Below are 16,881 nucleotides of genomic sequence, written 5' to 3'. Positions count from 1 at the left end.
TGCCGGAACGACACACTGGCTGCGCGCGACGCCGTCGGCAGTAGTGCAGTCTTCTGCCACGTGATCGCGCGGTTCTCCATCCACGACGTGGCTCCATTCCGTGAGCGGTGATCCCAGCTCCCCCGGCGGCCGACACTCACCCAACCCCTCGCTGGCGCTGCAAGCAGCAGTCACCTGGCCGAACCGACTGCAGCAGTCGACCTCACAGCGCATAGGTGCACAATCATATATGTGTGCAGTAGACTACGATCATGGAGTTGAAACACGCGATCCTCGGACTGCTGTCGATCCGTTCGTTGAGTGGCTACGACCTGAGCCGCGCCTTCGCCGGTACCGTGGCGCACTTCTGGCATGCCGACCGATCCCAGATCTATCGGACACTGGACCGACTGAGCGCGGCCGGAGCGATCACGACCGAGGTGGTTCCGCAGGATGGGAAACCCGACCGCAAGGTGCACTCCCTGACCGACGTCGGGCACCAGGAGCTGGCCGACTGGCTGTCATCCCCCGTCGAGGCAGACCAGCCCAAGGAGCCGTTCCTCGCCCGACTGTTCTTCGCTACCCCGATCGGCCGCGAAGGAGTGGAGCGACTGCTCGACGAACGAGACCGCCAGGTGAACGAGGCACTGACCGAACTGGCCTCGATCACGATCGAAGCCGATGACATGACGGGACGGTTGCAGAAGGCGACTCTGCGCAACGGCCTCCTCCACGCCAGGGCAGAACGGGAATGGCTGCGCGAAACACGACAACTTCTCGGAATAGCCGAACCACCCCAGATCCCGGAGAAGGGACCATCACCGCAAACCGACCCGACCGAGCACGGTCCGCGGCAAGAGCAGGGATCAGCATGACGGATACGACTCCACCTCTGGCCGTCGAAGCCCAGCGGCTGGTCAAGCGATACAAGAACAAGACAGCAGTCGACGGCATCAGCCTGCGAATCCCTGCTGGGGAGACCTTTGGTGTGCTGGGGTCAAATGGTGCAGGCAAGACCACCACGATGGAGATGATCGCCGGACTGCGCAAGCCCACCGAGGGCTCGGTCCGGATTCTGGGCCTAGATCCTCTCGCCGACCGAGCCGAGGTCCGTCAGGTGCTCGGCGTCCAGCTGCAGCATGCCAATCTGCATGATGCGCTGACTGCTCGTGAGCTCGTGGACCTCTACCGCAGTTTCTATCCGAACCCCTTGGACGCCAGCCGGGCCTTGGCCATGGTGGAGTTGCAGGAGAAGGCCACAACCCGCTTCAGCAATCTCTCCGGCGGACAGATGCAGCGACTCTCGATTGCTTTGGCGCTGGTGGGGCAACCACAAGTGGTGATCCTCGATGAACTGACTACCGGGCTGGATCCCCTGGCCCGACGTCGGGTGTGGTCGACGATCGAGGCTCTACAAGAACAGACAGTGGTTCTCGTCAGCCATGCCATGGATGAAGTCGAACGACTCTGCGACCGGGTGGCACTCATCGATGCCGGGCGCATCATCGCCCAGGGTGCCCCGGATGACCTGAAAGCTCAGGCCTCAGCGACCACCCTGGAGGATGCCTTCGTGACGCTGACCGGCAGAGCGCTTCTGAACGAGGAGGAATACGGCCGATGACCACCATGACCACGCCTACCGTCCATGCGCGCCGACCGGGGCCCCACGCCTGGATGCGGATGATCCAGGCCGAAGCCAAGATGATCACCCGCTCTACTGCCAACCTCATCGTTCCCCTGGGTCTACCCATCCTGCTGCTGGTGATGCAGGGCCTGAGAACTGATGACCTGAGCCAGGAAGTAGCTCCTGGCGTCACAGCGATGGACTATTACGCGTTGCCAGTCGTGCTGAGCATAGTGGTGACCTATATCGGGGTGATGAACTTCCCCAGTTTCCTGTCGACGTATCGCAAGACCAAAGTACTGCGCCGCTTGGCGGTCACCCCGGCTTCTCCAGCCATGGTGATGGTGGCTCAGATGGTGGTCGGTCTGGTCCAAGTACTCGTAGGCATCACCCTCGCCTTCGGAGTCGCGATGTTGTTCTTCGATGCCGGTCTCCCCGCCGATACGTTCACGGCCCTGCTGGTGCTGCTGACGTGCTGCGTGGCGATGTACGCATTGGGCATGATCGTGGCCTCAGTAGCTCCCACGCCGAACACGGCTGCGGCCATCGGCTTGATCGCGTTCTTCGCTATGGCTGCACTCGGCGGCATGTTCGGCCCCATGGAGAACCTGCCCGAGCAGCTGGCCGAAATCGGCGCCTGGCTACCCTTCGGTGCCGCCGTCGAAGCGTTCCAGTCCACCTGGATCGGCGAGACAGTGGCGTGGGAGAGCTGGGTCAGCCTCGGAGTCACCACCGCGCTCGGCGTCGGTGTAGCGTCCGCATTCTTCCGTTGGGAATGATCACGTAGGCGGGCCTGCGGCGACCGCCCGTAGGCGATCGGCGACTGGCCCTGACGCCCTCGACGACGCCACTTCGCCCGCACTGCCGCTGCACACCTGCCCCGGCATCGCCCGGCGATACGCATATCACATTCCTTGACAGGAATATTCTTTCGTAGGAATAATGCCTGCATGCCCACCCGCGATCCGTTCACGGTCCTGGCCGACCCCACCAGGCGCCAGATCCTTGACCTCCTTCGCGGGCGAGACTTCATGGTCTCGGAGCTGGTCGAGCAGATCCGGACAGCGCAGCCGAACGTCTCCAAGCACCTCAAGGTGCTGGGCGAGGCAGGGTTGGTCGAGGCCCGTGTGGATGGCCCTCGTCGCCACTATGCGCTTGCGCCGGAACCGCTGCGCGAGCTCGATCACTGGCTCGAGCCCTACCGGCGTATGTGGGCGAGCCGCCTCGACGCCCTCGAGGCACACCTGGACGACATGTCGGACGACCAAGGAGATTGATGATGCCTGAATCACTGGGAGAAGTCACCCGCGACGGTGAGATCGTGGTGCTCCGCTATCAACGCACGCTGACTCACCCGCGCGAGACGGTGTGGCGCGCGATCACCGAGTCAGAGCACCTACGCCACTGGTTCCCGGCGGACATCATCGGCGAGCGGACGGCGGGAGCCGAACTGACGATCACCTTCTGGCCCGAGTCGATCGAGCAGGCCGGCTCCGAGATCGAAGCGGCTGGTCTCGATCTCGACGACGCCAGCCTTCCGGGTCGGCTGCTGACGTGGGACCCTCCGCACACGTTCGAGTTCACCTGGGAGACCGAACAGCTCCGATTCGATCTGATTCCAGACGGTGCTGGGACCCTGCTGACCCTGACCGTGCGTGCCGAGAAGCCGGCCCCACGGGGGTTCGCCAGCACGGCCACCGGGTACCACCTGTGTATCGACGCACTGGTGGCTCACGTGCACGAGGACCGGGCCGACCTGTTCGACGCCGAGCGCACCGCAGCGCTCGAGACGAGGTACGCCGCCGCTCTCTGATCATGGCGCCTCACGGGGGCCTGAGTGTCGCAACGACCACTTAACATTGGGGGCCAATCCGTGACACTCAGGCCACCCTCGTGTATCACCGGAGCCGGGGACCCTTGGTGGGATCGGTATACATCGGCGGGCACCCGTGTCGCGTAGCATCCGGGTGCAGTTCGAAGTGCCAGTTGTCGCTGCCGTCGATCTGGCACAAGCCATATCTGGCACCGTGCCGACTGAGCCAATCCGTGGCGGCGTACAAACGCATGTCACGGTGGCGTCGAGCTCGCCGCCAGCCCCCGCTCCGCCGCAGCGGTCCGCACGGCATCGATCACCAGCTCGAGCGACCGACGGGTCGGGTTCGTGGCCCGGTGCGCGAGGGAGACGGTGCGCAGCACCGGCTCGGTGAGCGCCACGATGTCGACGCCCTCAGGGACCGAGTCCAGCACGAGGTCGGAGACGAGCGTCACTCCGAGGCCCCCGGCGACCATCGCAAGCGCCGTGGACTGCTCCTCCACCTGGTGCACGATGCGCGGTTCGAACCCGTTCCGGCGGCAGGCGATCCGCACCGCACGCCCGAAGTGAGACTTGCCACCGGCCAGCACCCAGCGTTGGTCGGCGAGCGCGGCCAGAGCCACCGTGGGTTCGAGCATCGAGCCTGTCGGCACTGCCCCGTGCAGTCGTTCCACCGCGATCACCTCCCGCACCAGTGCGGGATCCCACGGCATCGCATAGTCGGAGTAGTCGATCACGAAGGAGAAGTCGAGGGACCCGTCCAGCACAGCCCCCGCAGTGTCTTCGGGTGCGAGCTCGATGGTGCGCACCTCGATGCCCGGATGCTCCTCGGCGAGCTTCGCCAGCGCGGCCGGCAGCAGACCCGATGCCACCGACGCCCACACTCCCCCTTCGAGGCGGGAGACCACGCCGCCCTGGGCATGCTCGAGTGCCATCTCGGCGCGTTCGACGGAGTCGAGGATGTCCTCGGCGTGCTCGGTGAGCAACACCCCCAGCTCGGTGAGCCGGATCCTGCGCCCCATTCGCTCGAAGAGGGTCGCCCCTACCTCCCGTTCGAGTTGCGCCAGCTGCTGGGACACCGCCGACGGGCTGTAGTGCAGGCTCGCTGCCGCACCGGTCACGGTGCCGCGGCGATGTAGTTCGCGCAGCATCCGCAATCGGCGCAGGGACAGCTCCATGATCGCCAGGGTACGCACTGTGAAGCAGAACTGAACGGATCTGTGCATGAACCGTTGCTAGACGCGCACAGCACCCAGGCCGCACTCTGAAGACACCAGATGAGGGACGCCGTCAGGCGCTCTCCCCCGAGACCTCGTAGGCAACCAGCAGGAGGTGATCGTGATGACGACTCTCGACACACGGTGGCAGAACACACCCGCCGACGACGGCCGCTCCGGCTCGTCGATCAAGCACGTCGAGCCGACAACCGAACCGTACCGGCGGGTCCACTGGACCGACCCGGTCACCGGCGCGCGCGGTTATCTCGTCGTCCAGACGCTCGTCTCCGGACTGGCCACCGGCGGCACCCGGATGCGCCCCGGCTGCACGCTCTCGGAGGTGGAGGATCTGGCTCGCGGGATGGCCGCCAAGACGGCCGTCTTCGGCCTGCCGGTCGGCGGAGCGAAGGGCGGGATCGACTTCGACCCGCAGGACCCCCGCGCGACCGGGGTGCTGGAGCGCTTCTTCGCCCACATGAAGCCGTGGCTGGACGCCCACTGGGTCACCGCCGAGGACCTCGGCGTCACGCAGCAGCGCATCGACGAGGCATTCGCCGCCGTCGGGCTGGGCCAGTCCTTCCACGCAGCGATCCAGCGCTCGGTCAACCCCGCAGCCACCCTCGAGCGGGTACGCACCGGCCTCGACATCATCACCGACGACGGATGCGTCCTCGGTGACGTGATCGGCGGGTACGGCGTGGCGCAGGCCTGCCTCGGTGTCTTCGAGACACGCGCCTGGCTGCAGCCGGAGGTCGCGATCCAGGGCGTCGGCACGATGGGCGGCGCCGCCGCGTTCTACCTGCACGAGGCGGGCGTGCACGTGGTGGCGATGGCCGACGCCGTCGGCACCCTGTACGACCCGAACGGGCTGGACGTGCCCACCTTGCTCGACCTGCGCGATGACTACGGCACGATCGACCGCACCCGGGTACCCGCTACGATCACCCAGCTCCCCCGCGAGGCGGTGCTGGCCGTCGAGGCGGACATCCTCGTCCCGGCAGCGATCTCCTACGCGATCACCCCGGCCAACGTCGACGACGTCGCCGCCGCCGTGATCGTGGAGGCCGCCAACACCGGCGTCACCCGCGAGGCCGAGGCACTGCTCGCCAAGCGCGACGTGATGGTGATCCCCGACGTCGTGGCCAACACCGGCGCCGCTGCCTGGGCCTGGTGGCTGCTGTTCGGATGGGTGGGCAGCGACCCTGCCGAGTCCTTCGATCGGCTCTACACCGAGATGCGCACCAAGGTGGCACGCCTGCTCGAGGATTCCCTGCGCACCGGAACGTCGCCGCGCGAGACGGCCTGGAGCATCGCCTCAGCCAACCGGGCAGCGATGGACAACCGGCCGGACGCCGTCATTCCCTGATCTGGCCCCTCGCGCCCGCCGGCAGCCCGTACCCGGCGAGGAGCGTCTCGACGGCCCGCTCGAACTCCTCCGCGGGATCCCACGGCAGCTGGGCCATCCGGGCGGTCAGCGGCACCGAGGCGAGGTCCACGTCGAACGGTTCCGGCTCCTGACTGCGCTCCCGATCACCGATCTCGACGAACAGGTAGCCGTACAGGAACACGGTGAGGGCATACGTGAGGCGACTGGCCTGACCGAGGCTCAGTCCGCCGTCGGAACAGGTGCGCAGCAACGCCTCGCTCAGGGCCACCGCGGCCGGCCCGCGCACCGGCGTGGTGGCCAGGATACGCAGCACGCCCGGGTCGTTCAGCAGGGCCCGGCGCGCAGCGAGGGCGAACGTGCGCAGCCGCTCCCCCGGCGCCCCGGCGGCCTCGAGGACGCCCAGCTCGAGCCGGGCGAGCCCCCGGTCGGCGAGGCGTTGGTGCAGCTCGCCCTTGGAGGAGACGTAGGTGTAGAGGGCGTTCGGGGCGACATCGAGGCCGGCTGCGACCGCCCGGATGCTCACCCGGTCGGGGTCGCCGGCGGCGAGCAACTCCTCCCCCACGGCCAGCACGCGCTCCAGGCTGAGGTCCCCGCGAGGACCCCGGTTGCGGCGCTGTGGCATCAACAAAGTATAGTGCTGACCATGGCATCTGTACGCCGTACAAATATGGCCGAGATCCCCCTCCCATTCCGCCCGGACGGGCGCCTGCCGCGGGAGTCGATGCGGGCCGTGGGCTGGTTCACCGCGGCGCTGCTGGCCGTCACCGCGGTGATCATGATCCCGTTCTGGTTCGGCGGCACGAGCACCGACCTGCTGGTCACCATCACCCCGGCGCTGCAGTGGTTGCCGCTGCTGGTGATGCTCGGGGTGCACCTGGCCACCCGCCGTGGGACATCCTTCCTGCGCCAGTCCGCCCTCACCCCGGTGCGGCCGTTCGGTCCGATCGCACGGACCAGCGGGCTGATCCTCGTGATGCTGGTCGCCGTGCCGGTGGTCACCATCGCGGGGTCTGTGCTGGTCGGGGCGGAAGAGTTCACGATTGCCGACGGCGCAGGTTCAGCCGCGCTGATGATCGCGCCCCTGGTGGCGGTCACCATGATCCTGACCGTGGGCGAGGAAGTCGCCTGGCGTGGGTATCTGGCCACCCTGCTGGCGCCCTGGGGTTTCTGGCGGGCGAGCGGGGCGATCGCGGCCCTGTGGTCGTTGTGGCACCTGCCGCTGACGGCGACCTACCTCCTCGACGGCGCGATCCCCGGCCGTGAGGTGCTGGCCACCACGGTGAACCTGTTCCTCTCGGCGTTCGTGCTCAGCGCCGTCCGATACCTCTCGGGCTCAGTGTGGCCGGCCGTGCTCGGGCACGCACTGCTGAACACGGTCCTGGTGTACGCCTACGCGAACTTCATCATCCCCACCGCTGACCTCGGTGCGGGTGCCTACTGGCTGCACAACGCCGTCAGCTGGGTGGTGTGGGGTGCGGCGATCGTCGTCGCCGTAGGGCTCGTGGCGCGCTCCAGCGGTCGCCCGGGGCTCCGCGCCGAATGACGGCTCTCCTGGAATCTTCCCGCACCGTCTGATGCAGAGTGTCGGCACGTGATCTTCCGATCGTCGCCGCCGGAGCGAACGGCGAGGCTGCCGCGCCGCAGTCGCATGGGCGCGGCTAGCCTGCTCGACTACCCGGCCTGCCCCTCCACGGTGCCCGGCGAGCGGGAGATGACCATCGCACCGACGATCAGCCCGGCGACGGCGAGTACCGCCGCGATGACGAACGGGTCACCGGCGTGCAGGGCCGGGGCGAACCCGAGACCTACGTAGATGGCCACACCGCTTGCTCCACCGAGCTGGTCTGCTGCTCGCTGGACCCCGGAGGCGATCCCGGCGTCCTCGTCGGTGGTCCCGCTGACCGCGATGTACTGCAGACCCACGATTCCGAAGCCCATGCCCGCTGCGATCAGCAGCATCGCCGGGAGCAGCCATGCCGCCCCGCCGCCCAGGACGGCCACGAACGCGACCACCGCCATCGCGCCCGCAGCGGCCGCGAGCCCGACCAGCACGCACACCCGTGCGCCCCAGCGTCCCAACAGTCGGGGCACGAGCACCGATGCCGCGATCAGCGCTACGGCCAGGGGCAGCATCGTCAGGCCCGCCCCCAGTGGCCCGATACCGAGCCTGTCCTGCAGGTAGAAGGTGAACAGCAGGAACGAGGTCGACAACGCACCGCTGAGCAGCATCGTCGTCAGGTTCGCCCGCAGCCGAGCGCGGTCCGCGAAGAACGTCAGCGGGACCAGCGGGTTCGGCGACCGCGACTCGACCCGCACGAACCCGACGGCGGCCAGCACCGCGCCGACCAGCGCGGCCACACTCACCCACGGAGCGGTCCCCGGCTCGCCCGCTTCGACCGCGGCGTAGACGAACAGCAACGGGCACGCTGTCAGCAAGAACGAGCCCGGGAGATCGAGGCGGACCCGCTCGCGGGGTACCGGCCGGTCGGCCGGGACCAGGAGGAGCGTGGCCACGATCACGACCAGGATGAACGGCACCGAGATCAGGAAGATCCAGCGCCAGCCCAGGTGCGCAGTGATGATCCCCGACAAGGCGAACCCGAGAACCAGTCCGCAACTGGCCACGGCCGCCCACACGCTCAAGGCGCGCGACCGGCGCGGGCCTTCCGGGAAGAGCAGCACGATGGTCGCCATCGCCGCGGGTAGCGCGATGGCCTCGCCGGCACCCTGGAGCAGGCGCGCGGCGACCAGGACCGGGAAGGACGGGGCCAGGCCCGCCAGCAGGGAAGCCGCGCCGAAGAGAGTCGTGCCGACCAGCAGGGTGTGGCGGCGGCCGAGAAGGTCACCGAGCCGGCCGCCGAGCATCAGCAGGCCGCCGCCGGTAATGGTGTAGCCGACCACGACCCAGGTCAGGGAGTGGCCTTCGACGCCGAAATCCGCGCCGATCGAGGGCAGCGCGATGTTGACCACGGTCACGTCGACCGCGATGAAGAACTGCAGCATGGACATCGCGCACAGCACGAGCCATGCGCGCACAGGGGTAGGACTGTGCACGCGGGTAGAAGGGGAAATGCCTGAACGCATCGATTGCTCCGTCGCTCTGAAGAATGACGAGCAGCACAAAGGGCCGCTCCGGATGGATCACGAAGCGACTGGACGTTCCAGGGTGAGGTAGTGCTGAGAGCCGGACGTCCCGCCGCTAGCGGGACGTCCTGGTCACTGCCGCACAAGCGGCCGAGCACGAAGCGGCTGACATGGTGCACATGCTAACAGCGGGAACCGGTGCCTCCATGCCCGTGCTCCTATTCGCGCGAGGTCCTAGCGCACCGGGCACAGACCATCAGGCGAGATCGATGTTGTTCGAGTCCGGCCCCATCCGGATCTCGGCGGCGAGGGAGTCCGCGAACCGGGCCATCGCGTCGCGGCCGAGGGTGCAGTGCAGGGCAGGGTCGACGAGCTCGAGCTCCATCACCACGGGAGTACGCCCGGAAGGAATCAGGTCCACGCGGGCGTACGGCAGCGGCCTGCTGGAGATGTTCCGGCCGGGGATCCGAGCGCGGGCGAACGCGAGTGCTTGCTGCGCGGCCTCGATCTCGGCGTGGGTGGCCTTGTAGGCCTCCATCTCCTCCACCTGGAAGGCGTTCGGGTCGTCGATGCCGGTGAGCATGGCGCCCTTGCGCATCGCGTGCGAGAAGGTGCCGTGGAAGAAGACCAGCGCAATCTCGCCGTGCGAGTCCACCTCCGGCATGTACCGCTGGACCATCACGCTGTGCCCGTCGTCGATGAGTCGCTTGGCGTGCTCGATGGCGTACCGGCGGGAGTTCGCGTTCGTGGCCGTGTACCGGCCGGCACCCTCGGACCCTGCCGCGACGGCGGGCTTGATGACGAAGTCCTCGCGCGCCGGGAAGCGGTTGTGCAGTCCGCGCTTGTCGTAGCCGTGGTGCGGCTCGAGCCAGGTGGTCTGCACCACCGGCAACCCGTGGTCCTCCAGGGCCTGCAGGTAGTGCTTGTCGATGTTCCAGCGCACCACGTTCGGCGGGTTCACCAGGCGCGGCACAGAACCGGCCCACCGCAGGAACTTCTTGCGCTGGGAGGTGTAGTCCCACACCGAGCGGAGCACCACTAGGTCGTAGACCGACCAGTCCACCTCCGGGTCGTCCCACACGACGACGTCGGCGGCCACCTCCCGCTCGGCGAGAGCGCCGATCAGTGGAGCGTCCTCAGGGTCCAGGTCGGGCAGGTCGGAGCAGGTCACGAGGGCGAGCCGTGCGCCGGCGTCAGGTGTGGTGGTCACGGTGAAACCGTACTAAACCTCGGCCCGACGCCGGTGCTGCTCGTCGCCCGAGTGAGGCTCAGCGGCCACCCTCGATCTTGCGATGGCGCTGCGCCGCGCCGGGTGCGCCATAGGGATAGTCCTCCGCCTCGGGCGCGCTCGCCTCGGTGAGGCGGGTGAGTTCGTCCGCGGTCAGCTGCAGCTGCACGGCGCCGAGGTTGTCCTGGAGCTGCTCGAGCGAGCGAGCGCCGAGGATCACCGAGGTGACGCCGGGCTGGGCGCCGAGCCAGGCAAGCGAGACCTGCGACGGGCTCGCGCCGTGGGCGGCGGCGATCTCGGCGACGGCGTTCAGCACCTGCCAGGTGCGTTCACTGTCGTTGCGCTTGCGCCAGGCCTCCATGCCCCGCTGCGGGTTCTCGCCGAGGCGGGTGGCGCCGGTCGGTGGCACATCGCGCTCGTACTTGCCGCTGAGCCAGCCACCGCCCAGGGGCGACCAGGGCAGCAGGCCGATCCCGGCGTCCAGCGACGCGGGCACGATCTCGTGCTCGATACCGCGGACCAGCAGGCTGTACTGCGGCTGCAGGGTTGCCGGGAGGGCCCACCCGTGCCGTTCGGCCACGTGCACGGCCTTGGTGAGCTGCCAGCCGGTGAAGTTGGAGGAGCCGTAATAGCCGATCTTGCCAGCCGAGACGGCGTCGTCGAGGAAGCGCAGCGTCTCCTCCAGCGGCGTGAGGGCGTCCCAGGCGTGCAGCTGGTAGAGGTCGATGTGCTCCACGCCGAGGCGGCGCAGGGAGTCGTCGAGTGCCGTGCGCAGGTGACGGCGCGAGGTGCCCAGGTCGTTCGGTCCGGTGCCCATCGGGAACCTGCCCTTGGTCGCGATGACCACCTGCTGAGCCTCAGTGGGGTGTGCAGCGAGCCAGCGCCCGATGATCTCCTCGCTGGCGCCCTGGCTGTAGACGTCGGCGGTGTCGAGGAAGTTGCCGCCGGCGGCCAGGTAGGCGTCGATGAGGGCGTGCGAGGTCGCCTCGTCGGCCTCCTTGCCGAAGGTCATGGTTCCCAGCGCCTGTTCGAAGACGACGGCTCCGCTTCGGCCCAGGGTGCGGTAGGGAGTGATTCCGGTGGCGGTCATGCGGAGGATCTCCTCGGGTGTGCTCGGCGGTGAGTGGCGCGCGATCGGCGCAAGTCCGGCGACGCGGGTGCGCAGACGGATCCGAGCCACCGACCGCCTCGACGATAGAACCGCCATCACCCACAAGTCCAACAGCAATATCTGTTCAATCTCAGAAACTCAGATCATGAGTCCTAGGTCGGCCGGCGTCGGGGAGGGGTGATGGGATCATGGTCATCAAGGTCGGTCCGCGCCCACGCGAGCGGGCCGGCTTGAACGGCACAGGTCCGAGGGGTGGTGTGCGTGCCAGGACAGCGCCGTGAGCAGCATGCTCCGAGCGAGCGCCGAGCGGTGCTCATCGTCAATCCGGTGAAGGTGGATGCGGTGCGGCTGAGATCGGCCGTCGTAGCCGAGGAGCAGGCGGGCGGCTGGCGCCGGTCGGTGTGGCTCGAGACCTCCGCCGATGACCCCGGGCAGGAGGTCGCGCGCACGGCCCTGGCGCACGACCCGACTGTCATCATCGTGGCCGGCGGTGACGGCACGGTCCGCGCGGTCGCCGAGGTCGTGCACTCGAGCGGAACCCCGGTGGCCGTGGTCCCCGCGGGCACCGGGAACCTCCTGGCCCGCAACCTCGACCTGATGGGCAGTATCGAGACGGCGGTGCGCACCGCGTTCACCGGGTCCGCCCACCCGATCGACGTTGGCGTCGCCGAGCTCACCCACCGGGACGGCCGGGTGGGCACCCAGGTGTTCCTCGTGATGACCGGCGTCGGTCTGGACGCGCGCATGGCGAACGACACGAACATGGTGCTGAAGAAGCGGATCGGGTGGCTCGCCTACACCGAGCCGATCAGCCGGTCGGTGCTCGGCAACGAGCAGTTTGAGATGCATTTCCGGGTGGGCGATGCCAAGGAACGCTCGGTCCTCGCGCACACGGTGATCGTCGGAAACTGCGGCACGATCACCGCGGGGATCCTTCTGCTCCCGGACGCTCAGCCCGACGACGGACTGCTCGACGTGGTGCTACTGCGACCCAAGGGGTTCTGGCAGTGGTTCCGTGTGGCGGCCAGGCTCGGCATCGGCGGACTGCTCCACCGCACTGAGGGCGGTCGCGTGGTCCTGCGCGCCGCACCCGACCTGCGCGCCATGCAGTACGTGCGCGATCGCACGCTCACGGCCCGGTTCGACCGGGCCCAGCACATCCAGCTCGACGGCGACAGCTTCGGTCTGGTCTCCGCCGTCACCATCACGCTACGTCCGGGGGCGCTTCTGGTCCGCCGTCGACGGCCTAGGGCTCGCTGAGACGCCAGCAGGGAAATGGTGGCACGCTGCGAACCACCTCGCGGCCCGGGAAGGGAACCCTGATTCCGACGGCGTCAGCCGCGGTATGGTCAAGGCGCGCCTCCTGAATGCGTCAGGCGTTCGGCTGACCGCACGGGATGTCGTGCGGCTGCTCGGCCGGCTTTCTCGGGCGGCGATGGCCGCTTGTGTCCACGGTGTCGCCGCGCACGATCGCGGCGATGACCTCCGGGGCCAGTTTCGGGGTTCGGTGGGCATCTGCCAATCCGTTCGACTCCTGACGGGTGTCGACAAGCTGTGTGTAGCAGAAACCAGCGAGGACCGGACTGGACTGCAGAGCCGTGAACAGCTCCCGGACGATCGACTCGAACTCCTCGCCGGAGGCGGCAGTCCCGTACCCCCAGGCCGTGCCATCGTCATGGGACGGGGCAAAGCTGATGCCCCCGAACTCACTGACCATGACCGGTGCGGTGCGCGATGCCGAGGCCAGGAGACGCATACGGCGCCCCAGCGGCCCCAAGCCCGACAGCACAGACTCGAGCGCCGGCGCATCGGTATAGCACGCAGCCAGCTCCGGCCCGGTGATGGCGTAGTCGTGGATCGTCATGATGTCGGACTCGGCATGCTCCCAGCCGTCGTTGCTGATCACCGGCCGGGTGGGGTCCAGAGCCTTGGTGAGGTGATACAGGGCCTGGGCGTAATCGAGCTGTGCAAAGTCATGGGAGATGTGCTGCACTCCCCAGCTCTCGTTCAAAGGCACCCAGGTCACTATCGAGGGGTGGGAACGGTCGCGAAGCACGACATCGCTCCACTCCCTGGTGAGCCGGGTTACCGCCGTGGAAGAGAACTCGAAGTGGCTCGGCGCCTCTTCCCAGACCATCAGTCCGAGTCGGTCGGCCCACATGAGGAAGCGAGGGTCCTCGACCTTCTGGTGCAGTCGGATGGCGTTGAAGCCGAGCGATTTGGTCAGCGCCACTTCCGCACGGAGCGCACCGGAGCTCGGTGCGGCGAGATGACTCTCGGGCCAGTAACCCTGTCCGAGCACGGACCGCACGTAGTAGGGCCGATCGTTGAGCACGAAGTGCCCGCCGTCGGTTCCTACGCTTCGCAACCCCAGGTAGGAGGAGACGGTATCCACCTGCCCGGAGGCGTCTGTCACCTCGACAAGCGCTTCGAGCAACCGTGGCGACTCCGGTGTCCACAGCAGCGACTCGTAGGCCTGACCGTTGGTCTGCCTGGGCAGCGAGATCACCTGGGTGGAACGCGGTTCGCCGGTGCGCCACTGGGCGGTACCGAGAACGGCGCCCTCGTACGACAGGGAGACATCGACAGTCACGGGAGCGTGTGGACGCCTGGCCAGCTCGAGCTCGAGGGTGACGCTGGCACGCGGCAGGTCGGAGGACCAGGAGAGCCTGCCGATGTGTTCGACCGGGACCGCTTCCAGCCAGACCGGCTGCCAGATTCCGGTGGTGCGCTCGTACCAGATCCCATGCGGCTCTTCCTGCCAGTCCTGCTTGCCGCGCGGTTGGCCGACATCCAGCGGGTCGTCCTCCGCGCGGACGGTGATCACGACGTCACGATCAGTCGTGAGCAGGTCGGTGATGTCGAAGGAGAAGGGCGAGTGCCCTCCCTCGTGCCGTCCCGCCAGACTGTCATTCACCCAGACGTCGGCACGGTAGTCGACTGCGCCGAAGTGCAGCACGAGTCGATCGCCGTCGGCCCGCCAGCCGGCGGTGGCGAGCTCGTCGGGTGAGAGCGTGCGTCGGTACCACACCACGGGGTGGAAGCCGCGCTCGCCGACGCCGGAGGCGGGCGACTCCGGAGGAAATGGCACGACGATCTGTCGCTCCAGCCGAGCGGGGAACGCCTCGGTGAAGTCGTCGTCATACCCGAACTCCCAGCTGCCGTCGAGGCTCATCCACGACGCGCGGACGACCTGGGGGCGCGGGTAGTCCGCAGTGAAGAGCGAGGGTACCTGTCCTTGTGCCATTCGGTCATGATGCACCACTCCCCCCTTCTTTGCAACGGCGCAAATCTATGAGTCATCCATCAGAATGGCGTAATTTTAACCAATTCGGTTGACACAGTGGCAAGCATCGGTCAAGGTATAGGCTCACGATTTGCTACGCAGCAAAGGAGTCAAGGATGACGATGAGCACACGCTCTGCGGCGGATCCGTCGGCCGCCGACGCGGGGGTGCGGACCCCACGACGGGCCCCTAGGCGCACTCGCGACCGCAACATCGTCGACGGTGCTCTGTTCTTGGCCCCGTTCATGGTCGTGTACGCGATCTTCCTGCTCGGCCCGGTCGTACAGGCGATCTACATGAGCGGGTTCAACTGGGACCTGCTCAGTCCGATCCGCGAGGCCATCGGTCTGGAGAACTACGTGCGGATGTTCGGGGGGACCGGCATCACCTGGAGCGCCACGCACGATCTCGGGGCGCGCGCGGCGGTTCTGGCCCTGACAGCCGGCGGAGTGTGGCTGCTCCGGAGACGATCCACGAGAGTCAGGGCGGTTGTACTCACCGCCGGTGTCGTCCTGTGGGCGCTCATGGGAATCCACGCCGGCCCCGGTGGTTCATGGAACGACGAGATTTTCTGGATCTCGCTGCGTAACACCCTGGTCTTCACCATCGTCTCCACACCGTTGCTCATCGGGCTCGGGCTAGGCCTTGCCCTGCTGGTGAACACCAAGGGCCGCGGGCGTGCCGTGTATCGCGCCGTGTTCTTCCTGCCCTACGTGTTGCCGATCTCGGCCGTGACGTTGATCTGGAGCTACCTGCTCAACCCCGACCGCGGACTGATCGCCGGCTTCCTCGGGTGGTTCGGGCTCGAGGGGATCCCGTGGCTCTCGAGCCCCGCGCTGGCGATGCCGGCGATCATCGTCACCAGCGTCTGGTGGGGAGTGGGCTTCAACATGGTCCTCTTCCTGGCTGGCCTGCAGGACATCGAGCCCTCGTACTACGAGGCAGCCTCGCTCGACGGAGCGAATTGGTGGGAGCGGTTCCGCCATGTCACCGTGCCAGGGCTCTCGCACGTGACGATCCTGGTTGCCGTGACGCAGTTCATCGCGTCGTTCCAGATCTTCGGGCAGGTCTACATCATGACCCGAGGCGGCCCAGGCACCGCCACCATCGTGCTGATCCAGCACATCTACGAGACCGGCTTCAAGAACTATCAGCTGGGTTACGCCGCAGCGGTCTCGGTGTTCCTGTTCGTTGTGATGGCAGCCGTGTCCGCCATCCAGTTCCGCGTGATGGCGAGGACCTCATGAGCACATCCACCCCGACCACGACAACCCGGCCGGCCCCGGCCGCCATCGGCAACCGACCCCGATCGGCGGCGCAGAAAGGCCGCTCAGCGCGCTTCCACCTTCTGCTCGTGGTCGCTGCGATCACGTGGCTGTTGCCAATGATCTGGATGGCGTCGATGGCACTCACGCCCAACGAGGTTCTGCAGCGGTCCTCCACGAGCCTGTTCCCCCAGTCATTGACGTTCGAGAATTTCCTGACCGTGCTGCGGGGCAGCGACATGCCGCGTTGGTTCCTCAACAGTGCCGTCGTCAGCATCGTCACCACCGTGGTGACCGTGGTGTTCTGCGCGATGGCGGGTTACGCGTTCGCCCGCATCCCGTTCCCCCGGCGCCGGATCGTGTTCGTGATCGTCCTGGCTGGACTGATGGTTCCCAAGGAAGCCATGTTCGTTCCGCTGTTCCTGATGATCTCCAGCCTGGACTGGCAGAACACGTACGCCGCGCTGATCCTGCCGCGCCTCGCCGCTCCGCTGGGCGTCTTCCTGATGACCCAGTTCTTCAGCAAGGTGCCACCTGAGCTGGAGGAGGCAGCCCGCATCGACGGCGCAGGACGCTGGCGCACATTCTTTGCCGTGATGCTGCCGCTGGCTCGCCCTGCCATGGCGTCCCTCGCCATCTTCACCTTCGTCCTCACGTGGAACGACTACATCTGGCCGCTTGTTGCCTCCACCCGGCCGGAGTGGTTCACCATCACCACCGGACTCGCCTCGCTGCAGTCCAACTTCGCTTCTGCCACAAACCTCGGCGACCTGATGGCACGAGGCCTGGTCGGCAGCCTGCCGTTGATCGTGGTCTTCATCGTCTTCCAGAAGCAGCTCATCCGCGGCATCACCCTCGGCAGCGGAGAGAAGTAGCGCACCACCTTC

16 protein-coding genes are annotated in these 16,881 nt (G+C 67.4%); 10 read left to right on the top strand and 6 right to left on the bottom strand.

The features are described from left to right. Positions 1-251: 251 nt before the first annotated feature. The 5 genes from BLU77_RS03290 to BLU77_RS03270 all read left to right on the top strand — a co-directional run bounded on the left by BLU77_RS03290 (position 252) and on the right by BLU77_RS03270 (position 3,416). Positions 252-854 (top strand): PadR family transcriptional regulator, encoded by a 603-nt coding sequence (locus BLU77_RS03290; RefSeq protein WP_089771676.1) that lies wholly within the window; start codon positions 252-254, stop codon positions 852-854. Next, positions 851-1,600 (top strand): ABC transporter ATP-binding protein, encoded by a 750-nt coding sequence (locus BLU77_RS03285; RefSeq protein WP_089771675.1) that lies wholly within the window; start codon positions 851-853, stop codon positions 1,598-1,600. The genes BLU77_RS03290 and BLU77_RS03285 overlap by 4 nt, the downstream gene beginning before the upstream one ends. Then, a complete protein-coding gene (locus tag BLU77_RS03280; RefSeq protein ID WP_089771674.1) occupies positions 1,597-2,382 on the top strand; it encodes an ABC transporter permease in 786 nt (261 codons plus the stop codon). Before BLU77_RS03285 ends, BLU77_RS03280 begins: the two co-directional genes overlap by 4 nt. A gap of 171 nt (positions 2,383-2,553) precedes the next feature. Then, a complete protein-coding gene (locus tag BLU77_RS03275; protein WP_089771673.1) occupies positions 2,554-2,880 on the top strand; it encodes an ArsR/SmtB family transcription factor in 327 nt (108 codons plus the stop codon). Between the two features lie 2 nt (positions 2,881-2,882). Then, on the top strand, positions 2,883-3,416 hold the full coding sequence (locus BLU77_RS03270; protein WP_175476926.1) for an SRPBCC domain-containing protein: 534 nt from the start codon (positions 2,883-2,885) through the stop codon (positions 3,414-3,416). Positions 3,417-3,670: 254 nt separating this feature from the next. On the opposite strand, the gene BLU77_RS03265 is transcribed toward BLU77_RS03270, so the two are convergent. Then, a complete protein-coding gene (locus BLU77_RS03265) occupies positions 3,671-4,642 on the bottom strand; it encodes a LysR family transcriptional regulator (RefSeq protein WP_217632347.1) in 972 nt (323 codons plus the stop codon). A gap of 115 nt (positions 4,643-4,757) precedes the next feature. Between BLU77_RS03265 and BLU77_RS03260 the strand changes: the two genes are divergently transcribed. After that, entirely contained in the window at positions 4,758-5,999 is a 1,242-nt protein-coding gene (locus BLU77_RS03260) for a Glu/Leu/Phe/Val dehydrogenase dimerization domain-containing protein (protein WP_089772943.1), read from the top strand. Here BLU77_RS03260 and BLU77_RS03255 read toward each other — a convergent pair. Beyond that, positions 5,989-6,642: a TetR/AcrR family transcriptional regulator gene (locus BLU77_RS03255; RefSeq protein WP_089771671.1), complete on the bottom strand. Its 654-nt coding sequence runs from the start codon at positions 6,640-6,642 to the stop codon at positions 5,989-5,991. The two genes, BLU77_RS03260 and BLU77_RS03255, sit on opposite strands and share 11 nt — an antisense overlap. A gap of 21 nt (positions 6,643-6,663) precedes the next feature. Here BLU77_RS03255 and BLU77_RS03250 point away from each other — a divergent pair, with 21 nt between their 5' ends. Beyond that, the gene (locus BLU77_RS03250) at positions 6,664-7,563 is read left to right on the top strand and encodes a CPBP family intramembrane glutamic endopeptidase (protein ID WP_139177571.1); all 900 of its coding nucleotides are present in this window, start codon (positions 6,664-6,666) and stop codon (positions 7,561-7,563) included. A gap of 128 nt (positions 7,564-7,691) precedes the next feature. Here the strand turns inward: BLU77_RS03250 and BLU77_RS03245 are convergent, their stop codons facing one another. From BLU77_RS03245 to BLU77_RS03235, 3 genes are all read right to left on the bottom strand, one after another. Further along, entirely contained in the window at positions 7,692-9,056 is a 1,365-nt protein-coding gene (locus BLU77_RS03245; RefSeq protein ID WP_217632346.1) for an MFS transporter, read from the bottom strand. A gap of 304 nt (positions 9,057-9,360) precedes the next feature. Continuing rightward, a complete protein-coding gene (locus tag BLU77_RS03240) occupies positions 9,361-10,314 on the bottom strand; it encodes an ATP-grasp domain-containing protein (protein ID WP_089771668.1) in 954 nt (317 codons plus the stop codon). Positions 10,315-10,372: 58 nt separating this feature from the next. Next, positions 10,373-11,422, bottom strand: a complete 1,050-nt coding sequence (locus tag BLU77_RS03235) for an aldo/keto reductase (protein WP_089772942.1) — start codon at positions 11,420-11,422, stop codon at positions 10,373-10,375. A 282-nt stretch (positions 11,423-11,704) separates the two neighbouring features. Here BLU77_RS03235 and BLU77_RS03230 point away from each other — a divergent pair, with 282 nt between their 5' ends. Then, complete coding sequence (locus tag BLU77_RS03230; RefSeq protein WP_245708647.1) at positions 11,705-12,703, top strand: diacylglycerol/lipid kinase family protein; 999 nt, start codon at positions 11,705-11,707, stop codon at positions 12,701-12,703. Positions 12,704-12,815: 112 nt separating this feature from the next. On the opposite strand, the gene BLU77_RS03225 is transcribed toward BLU77_RS03230, so the two are convergent. Next, the gene (locus BLU77_RS03225; protein ID WP_089771667.1) at positions 12,816-14,690 is read right to left on the bottom strand and encodes a glycoside hydrolase family 2 protein; all 1,875 of its coding nucleotides are present in this window, start codon (positions 14,688-14,690) and stop codon (positions 12,816-12,818) included. Positions 14,691-14,851: 161 nt separating this feature from the next. On the opposite strand from BLU77_RS03225, the gene BLU77_RS03220 reads away from it, so the two are divergent. Both BLU77_RS03220 and BLU77_RS03215 read left to right on the top strand, forming a co-directional pair. Then, positions 14,852-15,976 (top strand): carbohydrate ABC transporter permease, encoded by a 1,125-nt coding sequence (locus BLU77_RS03220; protein ID WP_089772940.1) that lies wholly within the window; start codon positions 14,852-14,854, stop codon positions 15,974-15,976. After that, positions 15,973-16,869, top strand: a complete 897-nt coding sequence (locus BLU77_RS03215; RefSeq protein WP_089771666.1) for a carbohydrate ABC transporter permease — start codon at positions 15,973-15,975, stop codon at positions 16,867-16,869. The genes BLU77_RS03220 and BLU77_RS03215 overlap by 4 nt, the downstream gene beginning before the upstream one ends. Positions 16,870-16,881 lie beyond the last annotated feature (12 nt).

Source organism: Ruania alba (assembly GCF_900105765.1).
GTDB classification, from domain to species: Bacteria; Actinomycetota; Actinomycetes; order Actinomycetales; family Beutenbergiaceae; genus Ruania; species Ruania alba.
This window is presented reverse-complemented; position numbering and strand designations above follow the sequence as displayed.